The 18,732-nt window shown below is 73.0% G+C and carries 15 protein-coding genes, 1 tRNA gene and 1 pseudogene; 7 read left to right on the plus strand and 10 right to left on the minus strand.

Going from position 1 to position 18,732, the window contains the following annotated elements:
• Nucleotides 1-121 precede the first annotated feature (121 nt).
• From G9H71_RS06135 to G9H71_RS06165, 7 genes and pseudogenes are all read right to left on the minus strand, one after another.
• A pseudogene (locus G9H71_RS06135) lies at nucleotides 122-2,539 on the minus strand (GH92 family glycosyl hydrolase); the annotation flags it as partial.
• 165 nt (nucleotides 2,540-2,704) lie between these two features.
• Entirely contained in the window at nucleotides 2,705-3,451 is a 747-nt protein-coding gene (locus G9H71_RS06140) for an AAA family ATPase (protein ID WP_166280528.1), read from the minus strand.
• A gap of 3 nt (nucleotides 3,452-3,454) precedes the next feature.
• A complete protein-coding gene (locus tag G9H71_RS06145) occupies nucleotides 3,455-3,628 on the minus strand; it encodes a DUF6104 family protein (RefSeq protein WP_166168832.1) in 174 nt (57 codons plus the stop codon).
• A 1-nt stretch (nucleotide 3,629) separates the two neighbouring features.
• Nucleotides 3,630-7,430, minus strand: a complete 3,801-nt coding sequence (locus tag G9H71_RS06150) for a multifunctional oxoglutarate decarboxylase/oxoglutarate dehydrogenase thiamine pyrophosphate-binding subunit/dihydrolipoyllysine-residue succinyltransferase subunit (protein WP_166279653.1) — start codon at nucleotides 7,428-7,430, stop codon at nucleotides 3,630-3,632.
• A gap of 269 nt (nucleotides 7,431-7,699) precedes the next feature.
• Nucleotides 7,700-8,356, minus strand: coding sequence for a DsbA family oxidoreductase (locus tag G9H71_RS06155; RefSeq protein WP_166279656.1), 657 nt, complete (start codon nucleotides 8,354-8,356; stop codon nucleotides 7,700-7,702).
• Entirely contained in the window at nucleotides 8,353-9,480 is a 1,128-nt protein-coding gene (locus G9H71_RS06160) for a baeRF2 domain-containing protein (protein ID WP_166279659.1), read from the minus strand. The genes G9H71_RS06155 and G9H71_RS06160 overlap by 4 nt, the downstream gene beginning before the upstream one ends.
• Nucleotides 9,477-10,130 (minus strand): nucleotidyltransferase family protein, encoded by a 654-nt coding sequence (locus tag G9H71_RS06165; protein ID WP_166279662.1) that lies wholly within the window; start codon nucleotides 10,128-10,130, stop codon nucleotides 9,477-9,479. The genes G9H71_RS06160 and G9H71_RS06165 overlap by 4 nt, the downstream gene beginning before the upstream one ends.
• A 132-nt stretch (nucleotides 10,131-10,262) precedes the next feature.
• On the opposite strand from G9H71_RS06165, the gene G9H71_RS06170 reads away from it, so the two are divergent.
• Nucleotides 10,263-10,676, plus strand: a complete 414-nt coding sequence (locus tag G9H71_RS06170; RefSeq protein ID WP_166279665.1) for a DUF2795 domain-containing protein — start codon at nucleotides 10,263-10,265, stop codon at nucleotides 10,674-10,676.
• Between the two features lie 119 nt (nucleotides 10,677-10,795).
• A complete protein-coding gene (locus tag G9H71_RS06175; protein ID WP_166279667.1) occupies nucleotides 10,796-11,461 on the plus strand; it encodes a VOC family protein in 666 nt (221 codons plus the stop codon).
• Nucleotides 11,462-11,476: 15 nt separating this feature from the next.
• On the opposite strand, the gene yczE is transcribed toward G9H71_RS06175, so the two are convergent.
• Nucleotides 11,477-12,142, minus strand: coding sequence for a membrane protein YczE (gene yczE / locus G9H71_RS06180; protein ID WP_166279670.1), 666 nt, complete (start codon nucleotides 12,140-12,142; stop codon nucleotides 11,477-11,479).
• Nucleotides 12,143-12,292: 150 nt separating this feature from the next.
• Here yczE and G9H71_RS06185 point away from each other — a divergent pair, with 150 nt between their 5' ends.
• Nucleotides 12,293-13,567: an FAD-binding protein gene (locus G9H71_RS06185; protein WP_166279673.1), complete on the plus strand. Its 1,275-nt coding sequence runs from the start codon at nucleotides 12,293-12,295 to the stop codon at nucleotides 13,565-13,567.
• A 133-nt stretch (nucleotides 13,568-13,700) separates the two neighbouring features.
• Here the strand turns inward: G9H71_RS06185 and G9H71_RS06190 are convergent, their stop codons facing one another.
• A complete protein-coding gene (locus G9H71_RS06190; RefSeq protein WP_166279676.1) occupies nucleotides 13,701-14,339 on the minus strand; it encodes a YitT family protein in 639 nt (212 codons plus the stop codon).
• Nucleotides 14,340-14,440: 101 nt separating this feature from the next.
• Between G9H71_RS06190 and G9H71_RS06195 the strand changes: the two genes are divergently transcribed.
• Nucleotides 14,441-14,905: an Lrp/AsnC family transcriptional regulator gene (locus tag G9H71_RS06195; RefSeq protein WP_331272784.1), complete on the plus strand. Its 465-nt coding sequence runs from the start codon at nucleotides 14,441-14,443 to the stop codon at nucleotides 14,903-14,905.
• Between the two features lie 54 nt (nucleotides 14,906-14,959).
• Here G9H71_RS06195 and G9H71_RS06200 read toward each other — a convergent pair.
• Nucleotides 14,960-15,034, minus strand: a tRNA-Arg gene (locus G9H71_RS06200).
• A gap of 111 nt (nucleotides 15,035-15,145) precedes the next feature.
• Between G9H71_RS06200 and G9H71_RS06205 the strand changes: the two genes are divergently transcribed.
• The 3 genes from G9H71_RS06205 (at nucleotide 15,146) to lysA (ending at nucleotide 18,731) form a co-directional block, all read left to right on the plus strand.
• The gene (locus G9H71_RS06205; RefSeq protein WP_166279679.1) at nucleotides 15,146-15,541 is read left to right on the plus strand and encodes a response regulator transcription factor; all 396 of its coding nucleotides are present in this window, start codon (nucleotides 15,146-15,148) and stop codon (nucleotides 15,539-15,541) included.
• A 107-nt stretch (nucleotides 15,542-15,648) separates the two neighbouring features.
• Nucleotides 15,649-17,310 (plus strand): arginine--tRNA ligase, encoded by a 1,662-nt coding sequence (gene argS / locus G9H71_RS06210; RefSeq protein WP_166279681.1) that lies wholly within the window; start codon nucleotides 15,649-15,651, stop codon nucleotides 17,308-17,310.
• Between the two features lie 2 nt (nucleotides 17,311-17,312).
• Nucleotides 17,313-18,731 carry a diaminopimelate decarboxylase gene (lysA, locus tag G9H71_RS06215; RefSeq protein WP_166279684.1) on the plus strand — a complete coding sequence of 473 codons (1,419 nt, stop codon included), beginning with the start codon at nucleotides 17,313-17,315 and terminating at the stop codon, nucleotides 18,729-18,731.
• The last annotated feature ends 1 nt before the right edge of the window (nucleotide 18,732 follow it).

Here is an 18,732-nt window from a genome sequence, read left to right on the forward strand (position 1 = left end):
CCGTCGTCACGCCGTCGATGTCGTACTGGCCGGCCAGGGACTGCAGGCAGTTCGAGCCCTGCACGACGCACGCCGTGGGCAGGTTCGGCACCGGGGCGGGCGCGGTGGGCATGCGGTCCACGGGGAGGTCAGCCGCCTTCGTGCCCCACCCGGTGTTGGCCTTCGAGCCGACCTCGACGGTGACCGTGCCGCCGTTCAGGAACAGCGACTCCGGAAGCCACGAGCGGGTGTAGCCGGGCTTGCCGTTGACCGACGCGCTCTGGACGTAGACGTTCGACTCGGACGCCTGCGGCGCGGTGATGGTGATCGTCGGGCCGCCCGCACGGTGCACCCAGGCGCGCTCGAACATCGGGCTCGAGATGAGCATGTCGGCCGTGCTGGGCGTCTGCGGATAGATGCCGAGCGCGGCGAAGACGTACCACGCCGACATGGTGCCGAGGTCGTCGTTGCCGGGCAGGCCGCTCGGCCCGGTGCCGTAGACGAGCCGCGCCATGGCGCGCACCGTCTCCTGCGTCTTCCAGGGCTGGCCGAGGGCGTTGTAGAGCCACGGCGTGTGGATGCCCGGCTCGTTGGTCGGGTCGTAGCGGAACGCGTCCCCACCGGTCGCCCAGGAGCCGTCGGCCTTGTGGAAGAACGTGTCGAGCCGGGCCGCTGCCTTGGCCCTGCCGCCCATCGCGGCCGCGAGGCCGGAGACGTCGTGCTGGACCATCCAGGTGTACGTCGCGCTGGTGCCCTGAGCGAAGCCCACGTCGCTGGTGGGGCTGAAGGGCCAGTGCCAGCTGCCGTCGGAACGGCGCGCCTGCTGGTAGCCGCCCTCGGCGCCGGCCGACGGGTTGAAGGTGTTGCGCCACCAGCCGGCCCGGTCGAGGAAGGTGGAGTGTTCCGCGGCCCGGCCGAGGCGCCGCGCCCAGTCGGCGAGGCCGAAGTCCGCGGCCGCGTCCTCGAGGGTCTCGGCGGCGCCGCCCCAGCAGTGGCAGGTGTCCTGCGGGGCGTAGTGCAGCCGGAGGTACTCGGCGAGGTTCGGGCGCTGGCCCTCGCACTGGCCGGGGCAGCCGGCGTCCGACAGGCCGCTCGGGTGGGGCACGGTGGCCTGCTTCACGAGCGAGTCGAACGCCCCCTGCACGTCGAAGTTGCGCACGCCGAGGGCGTAGAAGCCCGCCAGCGTGGGGGCCGACGGGTCGCCGGTCATGACGTGGGTCGGGCCGTTGACGTGCACCCAGCGGTCCCAGACGCCACCGTTCTGCTTGGCGAGGTTGAACAGCGACTGGGCGAAGTCGCCGGCGACCTTCGGCTGCAGCAGGGCGAGCAGTTGGGTGTGTGCGCGGTACTGGTCCCAGCCGGAGAAGTTGCCGTACTGCGCGCCCTGGCCGGGCTCCAGCTCGTGGACGCGGAAGTCGCTGCCGAGGTAGCGGCCGTCGACGTCGCTGGAGACGTTCGGCTGCAGGTAGGAGTGGTAGAGCGCGGTGTAGAGCTTCGTCAGCTCGGCGTCCGAGCCGCCGGCGACCTCCACGCTGCGCAGCACCTTGCCCCAGGCGTCCCAGCCGTCAGCTGCCACGCTGGCGACGGTGTCGCGGCGCTTGATCTCCTTCGCGAGGTTCTGCTCGGCGCCGGCGAGGCTGACGTAGGAGATGCCGATGCGCATCTGCACGTCGGTGTCGCTCGAGGTGTCGAAGCTGACGTAGCCGCCGGAGCCCTTGCCCTGCCGGGCCGCGCCGGTGGCGTAGCCCTCGCCGCCGCGGGCCGTGGTGCCGCCCTTGGTGAGCGTGCTGTCGACCCACGTGCCGGTGCCGGAGAACGCGCGGTCGAAGGAGGCGCTGAAGTAGAGCCGGTAGTAGCTCTTGCGGTTGTTGGTGCCCCCGTTGGCCCGGCGGCCGCAGAACGCGCCGGTCAGCACGGAGCCCGTGACGCGCTGGTTGGTGACGTCGATGTCGATCTCGGCGTCCTCGCTGCCGTTGAGCGAGTTCGAGACGCGGAAGAGCAGGTTGGCCGGAGAGCCCTTCGGGAAGTCGAACTCGCCGATGCCGGCGCGCGTCGTCACCGCGAGGTCGCTCGTGACACCCGAAGCGAGCTTCACCTTGTAGCGGCCGGCCTCGGCGACCTCGTCGGCGTGGGAGAAGTTCGAGGCGTAGACCTGGTCGCGGAAGTCCGCGGTGGGGGAGGAGGTGACCTCGCCGACGAACGGCATGATCGGCACGTCGCCGGCGGCGCCCGGGTTGCACCCGGCGCCGTTGACGTGGGTGAGGCTGAAGCCGCGGACCCGCGTGGCGTTGTACTGGTAGCCGTTGGCGGCGCCGGTGCTCGTCTGGTCCCCGGTCGTGCTCGTGGGGCTCCAGGCGATCATCCCGAACGGGCGGACCGCACCGGGATAGGTGTTTCCGTCCTTGGCCGAGCCGATGAGCGGGTCGACGTACTGCGCGAGGTCCTCCGCGCGGTCCGGGATGTCGTACGCGGCCTGGGCCGCCGGCGCGGCGAGGCCTCCGGCCGCGAGGGCGGCGAGGGTGAGCGGGAGCGTGCCGCGCAGGACGGCACGTCGGGACAGCGGAGTCACGTACACCTCGTCGTGGGAGTGATGGGGCTGGTCCACGCAAACAGGCCCGGGTACCGGCAGGCGAACCGCGGGTGACGCGCAGGCTATCCGGCGACGAAGCTCCGTTGACAACGCTGTCTGACGCGGTGCCCGGCGGAGACGGAGCAGGGGGCAGCGTCAGCCGAGCACGTGTCGCAGGTACGCCGTGGGGTCCCCGAGGTAGCGCCGCCAATGGTCGACGAGCGCCAGCTCGTCCCACGCGGCCTTCTCGTAGCCGGTCTCGGACAGCTCGAGGATCGTCGCGCCCGGCAGCGCCGTCAGCAGCGGGGAGTGGGTGGCGCAGAGGACCTGCGACCCGGCCGCCGCGAGGTCGTGCAGCACGCCCATCAGGGCCAGGCACGAGGAGAAGGAGAGTGCCGACTCCGGCTCGTCCAGGACGTAGAAGCCCGGCGAGTCGAAGCGCGTCCGGAGCACCTCCAGGAAGCCCTCGCCGTGGCTGCGCTCGTGCAGGCCGAAGGTGCCTACGGACTCGAGGTAGGTGTAGAGCCCGTGCATCGTCTCGGCCCGCAGGAAGAACGCCCACCGGCGCCCACCCACGCCGCGCACGATCCGCAGGTCCGCGGCGAGGCCGGACTCGGTCGCCCGGGTGGAGAAGCTCGCGTTCGGCGAGCCGCCCTCGGGGTTGAGCCCGTACGCCTCGGCCACCGCCTCGACGAGCGTCGACTTGCCGGACCCGTTCTCGCCGACGAGGAACGTCACGCCGGGCGCGAGGTCGAGGCCGTCACGCAGCAGCTGGGCGACGGGCGCCAGCGTGTAGGGCCACGCCGCGGGGTCGTACGCCGCCCCGTCGGACCGCTCGACGCGGCGTACGGGCCGCTCGTCGAACGGCCCCGGGTGACCGCCCGGACGGGCCCGCGGCGCCAGCCCTCAGTCCTCGTCGTCCGCGCGGGCCAGCCAGGTGGCCAGCCGCTCGATCGGCACCTCGTGCTCGGGGTTCAAGTCGACGAACAGCCGCAGCCGTTCGGCGAGCCAGGCCAGGGTGACCTCCTCGTCGCCCCGCCTGGTCTCCAGCTCCTCGATGCCGCGGTCGCTGGCGTACACGTCAGCGGTCGAACGCGGCCGACACCAGGCCGCGCTGCTCGGCCTCGTGCGCCTTGTGCGAGCCGACCGCCGGGGAGGCCGACGCCGGGCGCGACACGCGGCGCAGCGGGCGGCCCTGCAGGTGGTCGGGCAGGTTGAGCAGCATGAACGGCCAGGCGCCCTGGTTGGCCGGCTCGTCCTGCACCCAGACCAGCTCGGCGTTGGGGAACCGCGAGACCGCCTCGAGGATCTCGGCCGCGGGCAGCGGCGCGAGCTGCTCGATGCGCACGATGGCGGTCCGGTCGTCCGAGCGGCGGGTGCGCTCCGCGGCGAGGTCCCAGAAGACCTTGCCGGAGCAGAGCAGCACGCGGTCCACGCGCTCGGGGTCGAGCGCCGCCTGGTCGCCGATCACGGGCCGGAACGTGCCGGAGGTGAACTCCTCCGGCCCCGAGACGGCCTCCTTGCGCCGCAGCATCGACTTCGGCGTCGCGACGATGAGCGGGCGGCGCGGCTCGTGGTAGGCCTGCCAGCGCAGCAGGTGGAAGTAGCTGGCCGGCGTCGACGGCTGCGCCACGGTCATGTTGTCCTCGGCGCACAGCTGCAGGAAGCGCTCGATGCGGGCCGAGGAGTGGTCCGGGCCCTGGCCCTCGTAGCCGTGCGGCAGCAGCAGCACGACCGAGGAGCGCTGGCCCCACTTCTGCTCCGAGGAGGAGATGAACTCGTCGACGATGGTCTGGGCGCCGTTGACGAAGTCGCCGAACTGCGCCTCCCACAGCACCAGGACCTCGGGGCGCACGACCGAGTAGCCGTACTCGAAGCCCATCGCCGCGTACTCCGAGAGCAGCGAGTCGTAGACGTAGAAGCGGCCCTGGTCGGTCGAGAGGTTCGCCAGCGGCGTCCACTCGTCGCCGGTGTGCCGGTCGGTGAGGACGGCGTGGCGCTGGACGAAGGTTCCGCGCCGGCTGTCCTGGCCGGCCAGCCGCACCGGGACGCGCTCGAGCAGCAGCGAGCCGAAGGCGTACAGCTCGCCCATGGCCCAGTCGATGCCCCCCTCGGCGGACATCGCCGCACGCTTCTCGAGGAGGGAGCGCAGCTTGGGGTGGACCGTGAAGCCCTCGGGCATCGCGACGTGGGCGTCGGAGATGCGCTTGATGACCTCGGGGGAGACCGCGGTCGGCAGCGCGTGCGCGTGGCCGGCCTGGCGCTGCTCGTCGGGCGCCTCGAGGGCGCCGGAACCGACCGCGCCGGTCTCCCGCGTCTCGTTGAAGACCCGCTCCAGCTGCTCCTGGAAGTCGCGCAGGGCCTGCTCGGCCTCCTCGACCGTGATGTCGCCGCGGCCGATGAGAGCCTCGGTGTAGAGCTTGCGCACCGAGCGCTTCTGCTCGATGAGGGAGTACATCAGCGGCTGGGTCATCGACGGGTCGTCGCCCTCGTTGTGCCCGCGGCGGCGGTAGCACACCATGTCGATGACGACGTCCTTGCGGAACCGCTGGCGGAACTCGAACGCCAGCCGGGCGACGCGGACGCACGCCTCCGGGTCGTCGCCGTTCACGTGGAAGATCGGCGCCTGGATCATGCGGGCGACGTCGGTGGAGTAGAACGACGAGCGCGACGAGGCCGGCGAGGTGGTGAAGCCGACCTGGTTGTTGACGACGACGTGGACGCTGCCGCCGGTGCGGTAGCCGCGCAGCTGCGAGAGGTTCAGCGTCTCGGCCACGACGCCCTGGCCCGCGAACGCGGCGTCGCCGTGGATCAGCACCGGGAGCACGGTGTAGCCGGACTCGCCGCCACCCTTGTTGAGCCGGTCCTGCTTGGCGCGGACGATGCCCTCGAGGACGGGGTCCACGGCCTCCAGGTGCGAGGGGTTGGCCGCGAGGTAGACCTTGCACTTGGCGCCGCTGTTCGCGGTGAAGGTGCCCTGCGTGCCGAGGTGGTACTTCACGTCGCCGGAGCCCTGGACCGACTTCGGGTCCTGGTTGCCCTCGAACTCGCGGAAGATCTGCGCGTAGGACTTGCCGGCGAGGTTGGCGAGCACGTTGAGCCGGCCGCGGTGGGCCATGCCGATCGCGGCCTCGTCGAGCCCGGCGTCGGCGGCCTCGGACAGCAGCGCGTCCACGAGCGGGATCAGGGACTCCCCGCCCTCGAGCGAGAAGCGCTTCTGCCCGACGTACTTGGTCTGCAGGAAGGTCTCGAATGCCTCGGCCGAGTTGAGCCGGCGCAGGATGCGCAGCTGCTCCTGGCTGTCGGCCTTGCTGTGGCCGCACTCGACCTTCGACTGGATCCAGCGCCGCTCCTCGGGGTCCTGGATGTGCATGTACTCGATGCCGACGCGGCGGCAGTAGGAGTCACGCAGCACCCCGAGGATGTCGCGCAGGGTCGCCATCGGCTTCTGGCCGAAGCCGCCCGTGGCGAACTCGCGGTCGAGGTCCCACAGCGTCAGGCCGTGGTTGGTGATGTCGAGGTCGGGGTGGCTGCGCTGGCGGAACTCCAGCGGGTCCGTGTCGGCCATCAGGTGGCCGCGCACGCGGTAGGCGTGGATGAGCTCCTGGACGCGCGCCTGCTTGGTGACGTCGTTCTCGTGCGTCCACGCGACGTCGGCAGCCCAGCGGATCGGCTCGTAGGGGATCCGCAGAGCACGGAAGATGTCGTCGTAGAAGCCGTCTTCGCCCAACAGCAGCAGGTGGACCCGGCGCAGGAACTCCCCGGACTGCGCGCCCTGGATGACCCGGTGGTCGTACGTCGAGGTGAGCGTGAGGACCTTGCTGACCGCGAGCCGGGCGAGGGTCTCGGGCGACGCGCCCTGGTATTCGGCCGGGTAGTCCATCGCGCCGACGCCGACGATGGTGCCCTGGCCCTTCATCAGGCGCGGGACCGAGTGGACCGTGCCGATGGTGCCGGGGTTGGTCAGGCTGATCGTCGTGCCGGCGAAGTCGTCGGCCGTGAGCTTGCCGCCACGGGCCTTGCGCACGATGTCCTCGTAGGCCGCCCAGAACTGCGCGAAGTCCATCGTGTCGGCCGCCTTGATGGCCGGCACCAGGAGCTGGCGGGTGCCGTCAGGCTTCGCGATGTCGATGGCCAGGCCGAGCCCGACGTGCTCCGGGCGGATGACCGCGGGCTTGCCGTCGGCCTCCCCGAAGGAGACGTTCATGTCCGGCATCGCCGAGACGGCGCGCACGACGGCGTAGCCGATGAGGTGCGTGAAGGAGATCTTGCCGCCGCGCCCGCGGGCGAGGTGGTTGTTGATGACGATGCGGTTGTCGATGAGCAGCTTCGCCGGGACCGCGCGCACGCTGGTCGCGGTCGGGACCTCGAGCGAGGCCTGCATGTTGGTGACCACGCGGGCGGCCGGCCCACGCAGCGGCGTCACCGACGAGCCGCCGGCCTTGGCGGGGGCGGCGGCGGGGCGCGGCGGCTGGTTCGGCGTCGTCGAGACCTCGCGCGCCGCGGACGGGGTGGCCGACGGGACGGGCGGGGCGGCTGGGGTGGTCGTCGTCGGGGTGTCGGCCTGCGCGATCGGGGCCACGGGACGGCTCGCGGTCGGCGTCGGGGCGGGGGCCGTGGGCGGGGGCGCGACGGGCGCGCTCTGGGCCGCGGGGGCGCTGGGCGCGGCCGCAGGTGCGGCGGGAGGAGTCGTCGATGCCTTGGTCACGCCGTTGGGCCCACCGTCTCCGTGCGTGTGCTTGAAGTCCTCGAAGAAGCCCGCCCATGCCGTGTCGAGCGACGAAGGGTCCTGGAGGTACTTCTCGTACATCTCAGCCACGAGCCACTCGTTGGGGCCGAAGCCCTCCGTGGGGTCGTCCTGCGGAGACGGAGACTGCGACACGGCGGTGTTCGCCTACTTTCGAACCTCGACACGGCCTGGGCTGCCAGTAGGCCAGGCTATCTGCATCCGTCCCCTAATGGCCTCCCGGCCCCTAGGGGTGCTCGCGGTCGCGCGACGCCGGGTAGCGGGCCACTCCTCATCCCTAGCGCGTCGGCCGCCGCCGTGTCGAGGCCCGGACCGGCGCCGGCCCGGGAACGCGCGAGCCGGGGCCGTCGCAACGGCCCCGGCTCGCACCTCGGCGTCGGCAGGTGCACCCCGTCCGGAGAAGGTCAGCCCTCGGGCGCCAGCGCCCGGCGCAGCAGCTCGTCCCAGACCCCGGGGTCGTCGGAGCCGTCGTCGCCGATGCCCGGGTTGAACACCGACGTGCCGTCGGAGAGCAGGACGTGCGGGCTGCCCTCGATCCCCAGCTCGCCGACGAGGCCGAAGTCGCGGCGGACCGCCTCCCGGCCGGCGTCGAGCAGCCCGGCGAGCGCGTCCGCGTCGACCTCAGGCACTTCGCGGGCGACCGCGAGCACCTCCTGCGCGGTCCCGACCGGCCGGCTGGACACGAACAGAGCACGGCGCAGCGCCCAGTCCAACGCCTCGCTCGCAGCCAGCCCGCCGACCCGCTCGTCCTTCGCGGCGCTGACCGCGCCGAGGGCGTCGAGGAAGCTGCCTGGCCACTCGCCGTGCTCGCCCGACCACGGGCGTACGCCGAACCCGGGCTCGAGGGCGAGCACCTGCACGGCCTCGTCGGCCAGTGGCGGCACCGGGCGTCCGTTGGCCAGCTCGAGCGGGAACGCGCGGTGGTCGACCCGCACGTCCAGCTCGAGCCCGAGCCGCTCGCGCGCCGCGCGCAGCCGGTAGACCGCCAGCGACGCCCACGGGCAGGCGATGTCGCTCCAGACCTGCAGCGTCCCGGGCAGGGGCGCGTCCGCAGCCGTCACGCGGACGGCGTCGACTCGTCGGAGTAGCGCAGCAGGGCGCCGACACCGTCCTGCAGCTGCAGCCGTCCCTTCGGGACGACGATGACGTGCGCGTCCGTCGCGATCGTGGCCCGCAGCAGGGCCGCGTCGGCGCGTGCGGCGAAGCCGTCGTCGACCCCCATCGCCTTGAGCTCGGCCTCGTCGACCGCGATCTGCGACGGGTCGGGCCCGACGTAGACCGTCGTGTCGTCGTCGAAGTCCGGTGTCACGATCAACGTGTCGACCTGGGCCTTCTGCAGCGCGCCCACGACCTCGGCGCGCCCGGTGAGCGCGCCGCCGTGCCCGGCGCCGGTCTGCTCGCGGAACAGCTCGACCTGGTCCTGGGTGTCCCGCACGACCTTCGCGGCGATCGCCTGGCGGACGTCCTCCTGCACGGCCTGCTCGTCGGACCCGGCCGCGCGGCCGCCGGAGTCGAGCGTGACCACCGCTTCCTTGCCGCGGGTGCCGAGGTGCTGCTGGAACAGCTCGTTGGCCCGGGTGTCACCGGTCACCGCGAGCAGCGGGATCGAGGTCTCGGCGAGGATCGTGTCGATCTGCTTGGCGACGTCGGTCGCGTTCGACTCCCAGAGGTTCTCCGCGCGGTGCTCGTAGCGACGGTAGGACCAGCCGCCCGCGTGGACCTTCGAGATGTGGTGCTCGCCGCCCTTGACCTCGGTGTGCTGCTCGGACTGGCCGAGCGGGCCGACCACGTCGATGTCGGCGCCGGTGCGGTCGATGTGCACCAGGACGTACGGCAGGGTCTGCCCGAGCGTGAGGGCCAGCGGCCCGAGGTCGGGCACCGGGGCGTACGACGCCCGCTCGGGGATGCGCCCGGGGACCGCCGAGGAGAAGAGCACCTCGGTGCCGGCGCCGACGAGGACGAGCGTGTTGTCGCCCGGCACGCCGGTCGGAGCGGTCGCGACCGGCTCCAGCGCGTCGAGCAGCTCGTCGGGGGCGCCGGCCTCCGCGAGCTGCTCGCGCTGGGCGCGCCAGCGCAGCTCGACCTCGTGGGCGCCCGTCTCGGTGGAGCGTGTCGCGTCGAGGTACGCGGTCACGAACGGCCCCTTCGCGGAGTACAGGTCGCGAAGGTGGGACAGGCGGGTCATGCGCTCTCCTCCTCGGAAGTGCTGCTGCTGTGCGAGACGCCGCTGCCGGCGATCGCGTAGACGCCCTCGTGGACGGGCTGCGTCCCCTCCTGCCCCTCGGGAGGGGCGGTGATGCCGAGCCCGTCCGTCAGCGTGAGAAAAGCTCGGGCGTACGGCGAGTCCGCCGTCTCCTCGCGGACGCGCCCCCAGTCGACCTGCTCGCGCAGGGACCGCGCCACGGCGAGCAGCGGGGACATGTTGCAGTGGTGGGCGGAGAGCGCGAGCAGCTTGCCGATGAGGATGTCGCTGGCGTCGAGCACCGGCATCCGGACCGACCCGACCTCGACCTCCTCCGCGCGCTCGAGCATGGCGTCGGTCACGGGGCGCCCGTTGGCCGCGTGGATGAGGTCGACGAGCCGGTCGTCGTGGAACACCTTGACCAGCCAGTCCTCCGGGCAGCTCTCGTGCTTGAGGCCGGCCTCCGTCAGGGCGTCGATCGCCCGCGGCACGTCGGCCTCGCGCAGGAAGAAGTCGGTGTCGTGGATGCTCGGCGGGCCGCCCCGCGCGTAGACCGCGTACCCGCCGGCGAGCGCGAACGGGATGTGGGCCTTCTTGAGGGTGACGGCGACGACCTTCGTCGTCTCGATGAGGTCGGACTCCAGCGCGCTCATGCCGAATCCGGTACCCGCGGCTGTCGGAACGGAACCGGACGTTACCGATCACCCCCTCCGGGTACGGCTCCGACACGACCGCAGGGCCGACCGAGAAACGGCAGGTCGACCGACAGAGGAGGACGGCGAAGCATGACCATCGAGCGCGGCAGTGACAAGCACGGGGCACGCGCGGACGAAGCCCTCGCCGGCGAGGTGGAGGGCGCGATGCGCGCCGGCCGCTCCACCCACGCCCAGGAGTGGAAGGACCCCGAGCCCTCGGGCGAGGACCAGCCCGACGTCGACCTCAACCCCAACGGCACGCTGACCGGCGGGACCGCAGCGGGCGTCGACAGCGGGGACATCGAGGGCCGCAGCCAGTTGGCGACGTTCCTCGGCAAGGAGGTCTGGCCGGCGACCGCGGACGTGCTGCGGGCGACGGCGGAGGAGAACCAGGCGCCGGACCGGGTGCTGCAGCAGCTCGCAGGGCTGCCCGCGGGCCGGTCGTACGACAACGTCCAGCAGGTCTGGGAGGACCTCGGCGGCGGCCGCGAGGAGCGCTTCTAGCACCGGCTCGACGGCTCCTCGGGCGGGTGCTGCAGCCCGCCCGGGGAGCCGACGGCCAGGGACGGGACGGGGCGCCGGGGCTCTCCGGCCGTGGTGCCCGGCCGCTAGCCTGCTGCGGCATGGGGCTGGTGCGCTGGAAGGACCTCTGCATCGACGCGACCGGCCCGGACCGGGTGTCGCGCTTCTGGTCGGCGGCTCTGGGCCGCGAGCGGGAGCTCCAGGAAGGCGGCGACGCGGTCCTCCGCGGCGCGGTTCCGGCGCAGACGGTCTGGGTGAACCAGGTGCCCGAGGCGAAGACGGTCAAGAACCGAGTCCACCTCGACCTCGTCGCGCCCGACGTGCAGCCGCTCCTCGAGGCCGGCGCGACCCGCTCCGGCGAGTTCGGCTACGACGGGCACGAGTGGACGGTCCTGCTCGACCCGGAGGGCGGGGAGCTCTGCGTCTTCAGCGACCCGCGCGAGCCGACCGCCCTCGTGGTGGACAGCAACGACTCCGTCGCCGACGCCGCCTGGTGGGCCGAGCTGCTCGGCGGGACGCCGACGACGGCGCCCGGCGGGCTGCCCCGCTGGGTGTCGGGGGTCCCCGGCCTCCCGTTCGACGTGCTGAAGTTCGTCGGCGTGCCCGAGCCGAAGACCGTCAAGAACCGGGTGCACTGGGACGTGACCGGGCGGGTCGAGGACGTCGTCGCGCGCGGCGCCCGGGTGCTCGCCGACCCGCACGGGCAGGCGCGCTGGCACGTCCTCGCGGACCCGGCCGGCAACGAGTTCTGCGTCTTCGCACCGTGACGATCGGCAGGGGCCTCAGCCGCCTGTACGCACCTCGAACCGCGGCAGCATGGCCTGGACGAGCGGCCCGATCGCGAGGGCGTAGAGCACTGTGCCGACCCCGATCGTGCCGCCGAGGGCCCAGCCGATCGCGAGCACGGTGAGCTCGAGCGACGTCCGCACGAGCCGGACCGACCGCCCGGTACGCCGCACGAGCCCGGTCATCAGGCCGTCACGCGGTCCCGGGCCGAGCTGGGCGCCGATGTAGGCGGCCCCGGCGACGGCGTTCAGCACGACGCCGGAGACGAGGAAGGCCACCCGTGCCCACATCGGGCCGGGCGTGTCGACGACCGCGAGGGTCGCGTCGACGGCCACCCCGATGACGAGCGCGTTGCTCACCGTGCCGACGCCGGGCCACTGGCGCAGTGGGATCCAGAGCAGCAGGACGAGCACGCCCGTGACGATGACGACGGTGCCGAACGACAGCGACGTGCGGGCGGCGACGCCCTGGTGGAACGCGTCCCACGGGTCGAGCCCGAGCCCGGCCCGGATCATGAGCCCCATGGAGAACCCGTAGAGCACGAGCCCCGCCTGCAGCTGCACGAGCCGGCGGGCCAGCCGGCCGGCGCGCAGCTGGGCGAGCGGGGAGGGCAGGGGCGGAAGGCCGGCGGCCGGGCGGACGACGTCGGTGGCACTGGTCACGGGCAGACCCTGCCACGATTGGCTCTCCTGTTGCAGGTCCATTTCTGCAGCAGTGGCCCACGCCCAGGTCCGAGCCCGCCGGGCCGGACCCCGGAAGCCCGGTTAGCGTGGGCGGACCACTGCACTCGAGAACGGGCGGCGACGGGCGGCATGACGCGATCGGCGATGAACTGGGCCGGCAACATCACCTTCGGTGCCGAGCGCTGTGCCGCACCCGCCTCCGTGGCCGAGCTGCAGCGGCTCGTCGCGGGCGCCGAGCGCGTGCGGGCTCTCGGCTCTGGGCACTCGTTCAACCGGATCGCCGACACGAACGGGCTGCAGATCGCCGTCGAGACCCTGCCGCGCAGCGTCGAGGTGTCGGGGGAGAGCGGGCGCCCGGTCGCGGTGGTCCGCGGCGGCGTCCGCTTCGCCGACCTGACCGGAGAGCTCGAGGCAGCGGGCTATGCGCTGCACAACCTCGGGTCGCTGCCCCACATCTCGGTCGCAGGGGCGTGCGCCACGGGCACGCACGGCTCGGGTGTGGGCAACGGCTGCCTCGCCACCGCCGTGTCCGCCCTGGAGCTGGTCACCGCCACCGGCGACCTTGTCACCCTGACCCGCGCGGGCGACCCGGACCGGCTCGCCGGCGCCGTCGTCGGCCTGGGCGCCGTCGGCATCGTGGTGGGCGTCACGCTCGACCTGCAGCCGACGTTCTCGGTCCGGCAGTACGTCTACGAAGGGCTGACGGCCGGCGTGCTCCGCGAGCGCTTCGAGGAGGTGCTGTCGGCGGCGTACAGCGTGAGCGTGTTCACCGACTGGCGCTCTGACGACCTGCGCCAGGTGTGGCTGAAGCAGCGCGTCGACGAGCCGGCCTCCGCGGTCGGCGGCGCGGAGTGGCTCGGCGCCCGGCTGGCCGACGGCCCGCGCAACCCCGTGCCGGAGATGTCGTCGATCCACTGCACCGAGCAGCTCGGCGTGCCGGGGCCGTGGCACGAGCGGCTGCCGCACTTCAAGCGCGGGTTCACCCCGAGCAGCGGCGAGGAGCTGCAGAGCGAGTACTTCGTGTCGCGCCAGGACGCCGTCGCCGCGTTCGACGCGCTCTCCTCGATCCGGGAGCAGATCGCGGGCGTGCTGCAGATCAGTGAGATCCGCGCGATCGCCGCCGACGAACTCTGGATGAGCATGTCGTACGGCCAGGACGCCGTCGCGTTCCACTTCACCTGGATCAAGGACACGGCCTCGGTCATCCCGGTCGTGCGCGCCGTCGAGGAGCAGCTCGAGCCGTTCCGCGCGCGCCCGCACTGGGGCAAGGTCTTCGAGACCCCGGCATCGGTGGTGGGCGGCCTCTACGAGCGGATGCCCGACTTCGTGGGCCTGCTCGCGGAGCTCGACCCCGAAGGGAAGTTCCGCAACGCGTTCCTGGACGAGTACGTCCCGCGCGGCTGAGCGCCGGAGGCAGGAAGTGCGCACGTGTGAACGCGTGTTCGCATGTGCGCACGCGCGCCTCCATCCGGGTGATGCGCACGCCCTGCCCCCACGAGGCGTGACGGGGGCTCGTTCCTCCCGAGAGGGGGGGCCGTCACGCCCCGAGATAGCGCCCCGGCCGGTGGTTCATCGCGAGCACGAGGTTCACGACGAGGGCGCCGGCGACCGAGACGAGCACGGTGCCCGCCGGCAGCACGAGCGCGGACAGGGCGAGGACGCACGCGTCCAGGGCCAGCTGCACGTAGCCGGCGCGCCAGCCGAGCCGTTCCTGCGCGAGCAGCGCGACGACGTTGAAGCCGCCGAGGCTGGCCCGGTGACGGAAGAGGATGAGCATCCCGACGCCGGCGGAGAGGTTGCCGACCAGCGCGCCATAGACCGGCTCCAGCGCGGAGACCGACATCGCGTGCGGGTGCAGCAGCAGGAACGCGGTGACGAGCACCGTCGCGACGACGGAGCGGACGGCGAAGCCCCAGCCCTTGCGCAGGCCGGCGAGGAGGAGGAACGGCGAGTTCACGGCGACGTAGACGGCGGCGAACGGGACCGGCAGCGCGTGGCCCAGCAGCAGCCCGACGCCGGCCGTGCCCCCGGTCACCGCGCCGGCGGTGTCGATCAGGAACAGGCCGAGCGAGGCCAGGAAGGCGCCGGTCACCAGGCTGACGAGGTCCTCGACCGCGGAGTGCCGCGGCGGGGGCGCGGCCTCCGGCGCCGGGCGGGCCACCGAGTCGACGATCATGGGCTACAGGATGGTGTCGGTGCTGCAGGACGAGCAACAGGCGTGCGACGCGCTGAGCATTCTGCCGCGCTGAGCGGGATCAGGTGTGTCACTCTGCTCAGGTGGACCAGCTGGACGCCCGGATCCTCCTCGCCCTCGACGACGACCCTGACGCGACGAGCCTCGCCCTTGCCCGCCGCCTCGGCATCGCGCGCAACACGCTGCAGGCGCGGCTCCAGCGGCTGGCGGCCTCGGGTGCGGTGCGCGAGTTCAGCCGCCGGGTCGACCCGGCGGCGCTCGGGCGCGGGCTGGTGGCGTTCGTCTCGATCGAGCTGAGCCAGACGACGGGCCGGCGCGCCCCGGCCGCGCTGCGGGCGTACCCCGAGGTAGTCGAGATGCACTCCACGACCGGGCAGAGCGACCTGCTGCTCAAGGTGGTCGCCCGCGACCCGGCCGACCTGCACCGGCTGACGGGGGAGTTCCTGACCGTGCCGGAGGTGGTGCGCACGAGCACGACGATCTCGCTGCAGGAGGAGATGCCACTGCGGCTGCGGGCGTTGCTGGAGGCCGTGGCGGGGGAGGGCTGAGGGGCCGCGCACCCGGTGGCCGCCCCGGCGCGGAGCCGCCGGGAGAGGTCCTGCTGGTGCCCCCGGCAGGATTCGAACCTGCGCACACGGCTCCGGAGGCCGATGCTCTATCCCCTGAGCTACGGGGGCTCGGGCGGGCCAAACGATACCAGCGTGCCGGGCGGGTGCGCGGTCGCCCCGGCGCGGGGCCAGTTCCCGATCGCCCCGCGGGGCGGCATCGGCCGCGGCTAGCCTGGCCGCGTGGCGCGCGTCCTCGTCGTCGACGACACCGACAACATCCGGAACCTCATCGTCATGAACCTCACCCTCGAGGGGTTCGAGGTCGTCACCGCGGTCGACGGGCTCGACGCCCTCGAGAAGGTGGTCGACGCCGCCCCCGACGTGATCACCCTCGACGTGGTCATGCCGCGGCTCGACGGCTTCAAGACCGCGGAGCGGCTACGGGCGGACCCGCGGACCCGCCACATCCCCATCGCGATGGTGAGTGCGTCGGCGCAGGCGTCGGACCTGCGGCGCGGCACGGAGACCGGCGTCGACGCCTACGTCACCAAGCCGTTCGACCCCGACGAGCTGGTCCGGGTCGTACGCGGGCTGGCCGAGACGGGCAGGAGCCCGGTCCCGGACAGCCCGGCCTGAGAGCACCCGCCGCCGTCGCCTGCGCCCGGCCGACCGGGCCGGCGGCGAGCGGGTGAGCGCGGGACGACGGCGCAGGACCGGGGTGGCCAGCCCGGTAGGCTCGACGGGTGACTCCCTCCGATCTCGCCGATGCCGTCCTCCGCGCCGTACGCGAGGCCGTCGACGCGGGTGAGCTGTCGGTGACGCCTCCCGCCGCCGTGGCCGTGGAGCGCCCGAAGCAGAAGGAGCACGGCGACTACGCGACCAACATCGCGCTGCAGCTCGCCAAGCCCGCCGGGCGCCCGCCGCGCCAGGTCGCCGAGCTGATCGCCGCCCGGCTGCGGCCGACGCCGGGCATTGCCGAGGTCGACATCGCCGGGCCGGGCTTCCTCAACGTACGCCTGGAAGCCGCCGCGGCCGGCGTGGCCGCGCGCCGCATCGTCGAGGCCGGCGCGGAGTACGGCCGCAACGACTCCCTCGCCGGGCAGCGCGTCAACCTCGAGTTCGTCTCGGCCAACCCGACCGGGCCGCTGCACCTCGGGCACGTGCGCTGGGCGGCGGTCGGCGACTGCCTGGGCCGCCTGCTCGACGCCTCCGGGGCGGCGGTCACGCGCGAGTTCTACGTCAACGACGCCGGCGCCCAGATGGACAAGTTCGGCGCCTCCATCAGGGCCCGGGCGCTGGGGGAGGAGCCGCCCGAGGGCGGCTACCTCGGGGCGTACGTCAACGACCTCGCGCGCGAGGTGCTGGCCGCCCGGCCCGACATCCTCGAGCTGCCCGAGGACGAGCAGAGCGCCGCGTTCCGCGAGGAGGGCTACAAGGCCCAGCTCGCCGAGCAGCAGCGCACGCTCGAGTCGTTCCGCACGCACTTCGACGTCTGGTTCTCCGAGCGCACGCTGCACGCGGGCGGCGGCGTCGAGAAGGCGATCGCGACGCTGCGCGAGCAGGGCCACGTCTACGACTCCGAGGGCGCGGTCTTCCTGCGCACGACGGACTTCGGCGACGACAAGGACCGCGTCCTGGTCAAGAGCGACGGCAGCATGACCTACTTCGCCGCCGACTGCGCCTACTACCTGGACAAGCGCGGCCGCGGCTTCGACCGGCTGGTCTACATGCTCGGCGCGGACCACCACGGCTACGTCAACCGGCTGCGCGCCATCGCGGCCTGCGCCGGCGACGACCCGGAGACGACGGTCGAGGTGCTCATCGGGCAGTTCGTCAAGGTCGTGCAGGGTGGGGAGGAGCTCAAGCTCTCCAAGCGCGCCGGCAACGTGGTCACCCTCGAGGACGTGGTCGACCTGGCCGGGGTCGACGCGGTCCGCTACGCGCTCGCGCGCTCGTCGACCGACTCGACGCTCGTCCTGGACATCGACCTGCTGACCAAGCAGGCCAACGACAACCCGGTGTTCTACGTGCAGTACGCGCACGCCCGCATCAGCGGCGTGCTGCGCAACGCGCGCGACCTGGGGATCGAGCGGGGCGACGCCGAGAGCTTCGACCCGTCGCTGCTGTCGCACGAGCGCGAGGCGGACCTGCTCGGGGCCCTCGGCGAGTTCCCGCGGGTCGTCGCCACCTCGGCGGAGCTGCGCGAGGCGCACCGCGTGGCGCGCTATCTCGAGGCGCTCGCCGGCACCTACCACCGGTTCTACGACGCGTGCCGCGTGCTGCCGATGGGCGACGAGGAGCCAACCGACCTCAACCGCGCCCGGCTCTGGCTCTGCGAGGCCACGCGCGTCGTGCTCGCCAACGGCCTGGCGCTGCTGGGCGTCAACGCTCCGGAGCGGATGTAGCCATGCGCGCACACGAGGCCGGCGCCCTCCACGGGCAGGCCGGGGACCACGGCCCCGCCTGGCTGCGGGTGCCCGACGACGTCAACGCGCTCGTGCCGGTCCTCTGGTCCGAGCACGTGGCGCGCGCCGAGGACGGGGCGCTGCGCGTGGCCGGCCTCGACGTCCGCGAGCTGGCGCAGGAGTTCGGGACGCCGGCCTACATCCTGGACGAAGCAGATTTCAGGAACCGGGCGCGTGCCTTCCGTGAAGCGTTCGCGCCGGCGACGGTCTACTACGCGGCCAAGGCGTTCTTCTCCGTCGCCGTCGCCCGCTGGGTGCTCGAGGAGGGGCTCAGCGTCGACGTGAGCACCGGCGGCGAGCTCGCCGTGGCCCTCGCGGCCGGGGTGCCCGGCGAGCGGCTCGTCTTCCACGGCAACAACCGCTCGGCGGCGGAGCTGGGCCGGGCGATGGACGCCAACGTCGCGCGCATCGTCGTGGACTCCTACGACGAGATCGAGCGCGTGGCGCGGGTCGCGGCCGAGCGCGGCATCCGGCAACGCGTGATCGTGCGGGTCACCGTCGGGGTCGAGGCGCACACCCACGAGTTCATCGCGACCGCGCACGAGGACCAGAAGTTCGGGCTCTCGCTCGCCGGCGGTGCGGCCGACGAGGCCGTACGCCGCATCCTCGCGGCGCCCTCGCTCGAGCTCGTCGGCCTGCACAGCCACATCGGCTCGCAGATCTTCGACACGGCCGGCTTCGAGATCGCCACGCGCCGGCTGCTCGGCATGCTCCACCGGCTGCGCGGCGAGCACGGCATCGAGCTGCCCGAGGTGGACCTCGGCGGCGGCTTCGGCATCGCCTACACCACCCAGGACGACCCGCAGCCGCCCAGGGTGCTCGCCGAGAGCATGCGCGCCATCGTCGAGCGTGAGTGCGCCGCGCTGGGCATGGACGTCCCGCACGTGTCGATCGAGCCGGGCCGCGCCATCGCGGGGCCGACGACGTTCACCCTCTACGAGGTCGGCACGGTCAAGGACGTCGCGCTCGACGGCGGCCGCCGCCGCACCTACGTCGCCGTCGACGGCGGCATGAGCGACAACATCCGCACCGCGCTCTACGACGCGAGCTACTCCGCGACGCTGGCGTCGCGCCGCTCGGACGCCGGGCCGGTGCTCTCGCGGGTGGTCGGCAAGCACTGCGAGAGCGGCGACGTCGTGGTCAAGGACGAGTTCCTGCCCGCCGACGTGGCGCCGGGCGACCTCGTCGCCGTGCCCGGCACGGGCGCCTACTGCCGGTCGATGGCCAGCAACTACAACCACGTCCCCCGGCCGCCGGTCGTGGCCGTGCGTGACGGGGCGGCCCGGGTGCTGCTCCGGCGCGAGACCGAGCAGGACCTGCTGCGCCTCGACACCGGGCTCGACGTGGAAGAGGGGGCCTGAG

Origin of the sequence: Motilibacter deserti (assembly GCF_011250635.1) — a bacterium.
Lineage (GTDB): Bacteria > Actinomycetota > Actinomycetes > Motilibacterales > Motilibacteraceae > Motilibacter_A > Motilibacter_A deserti.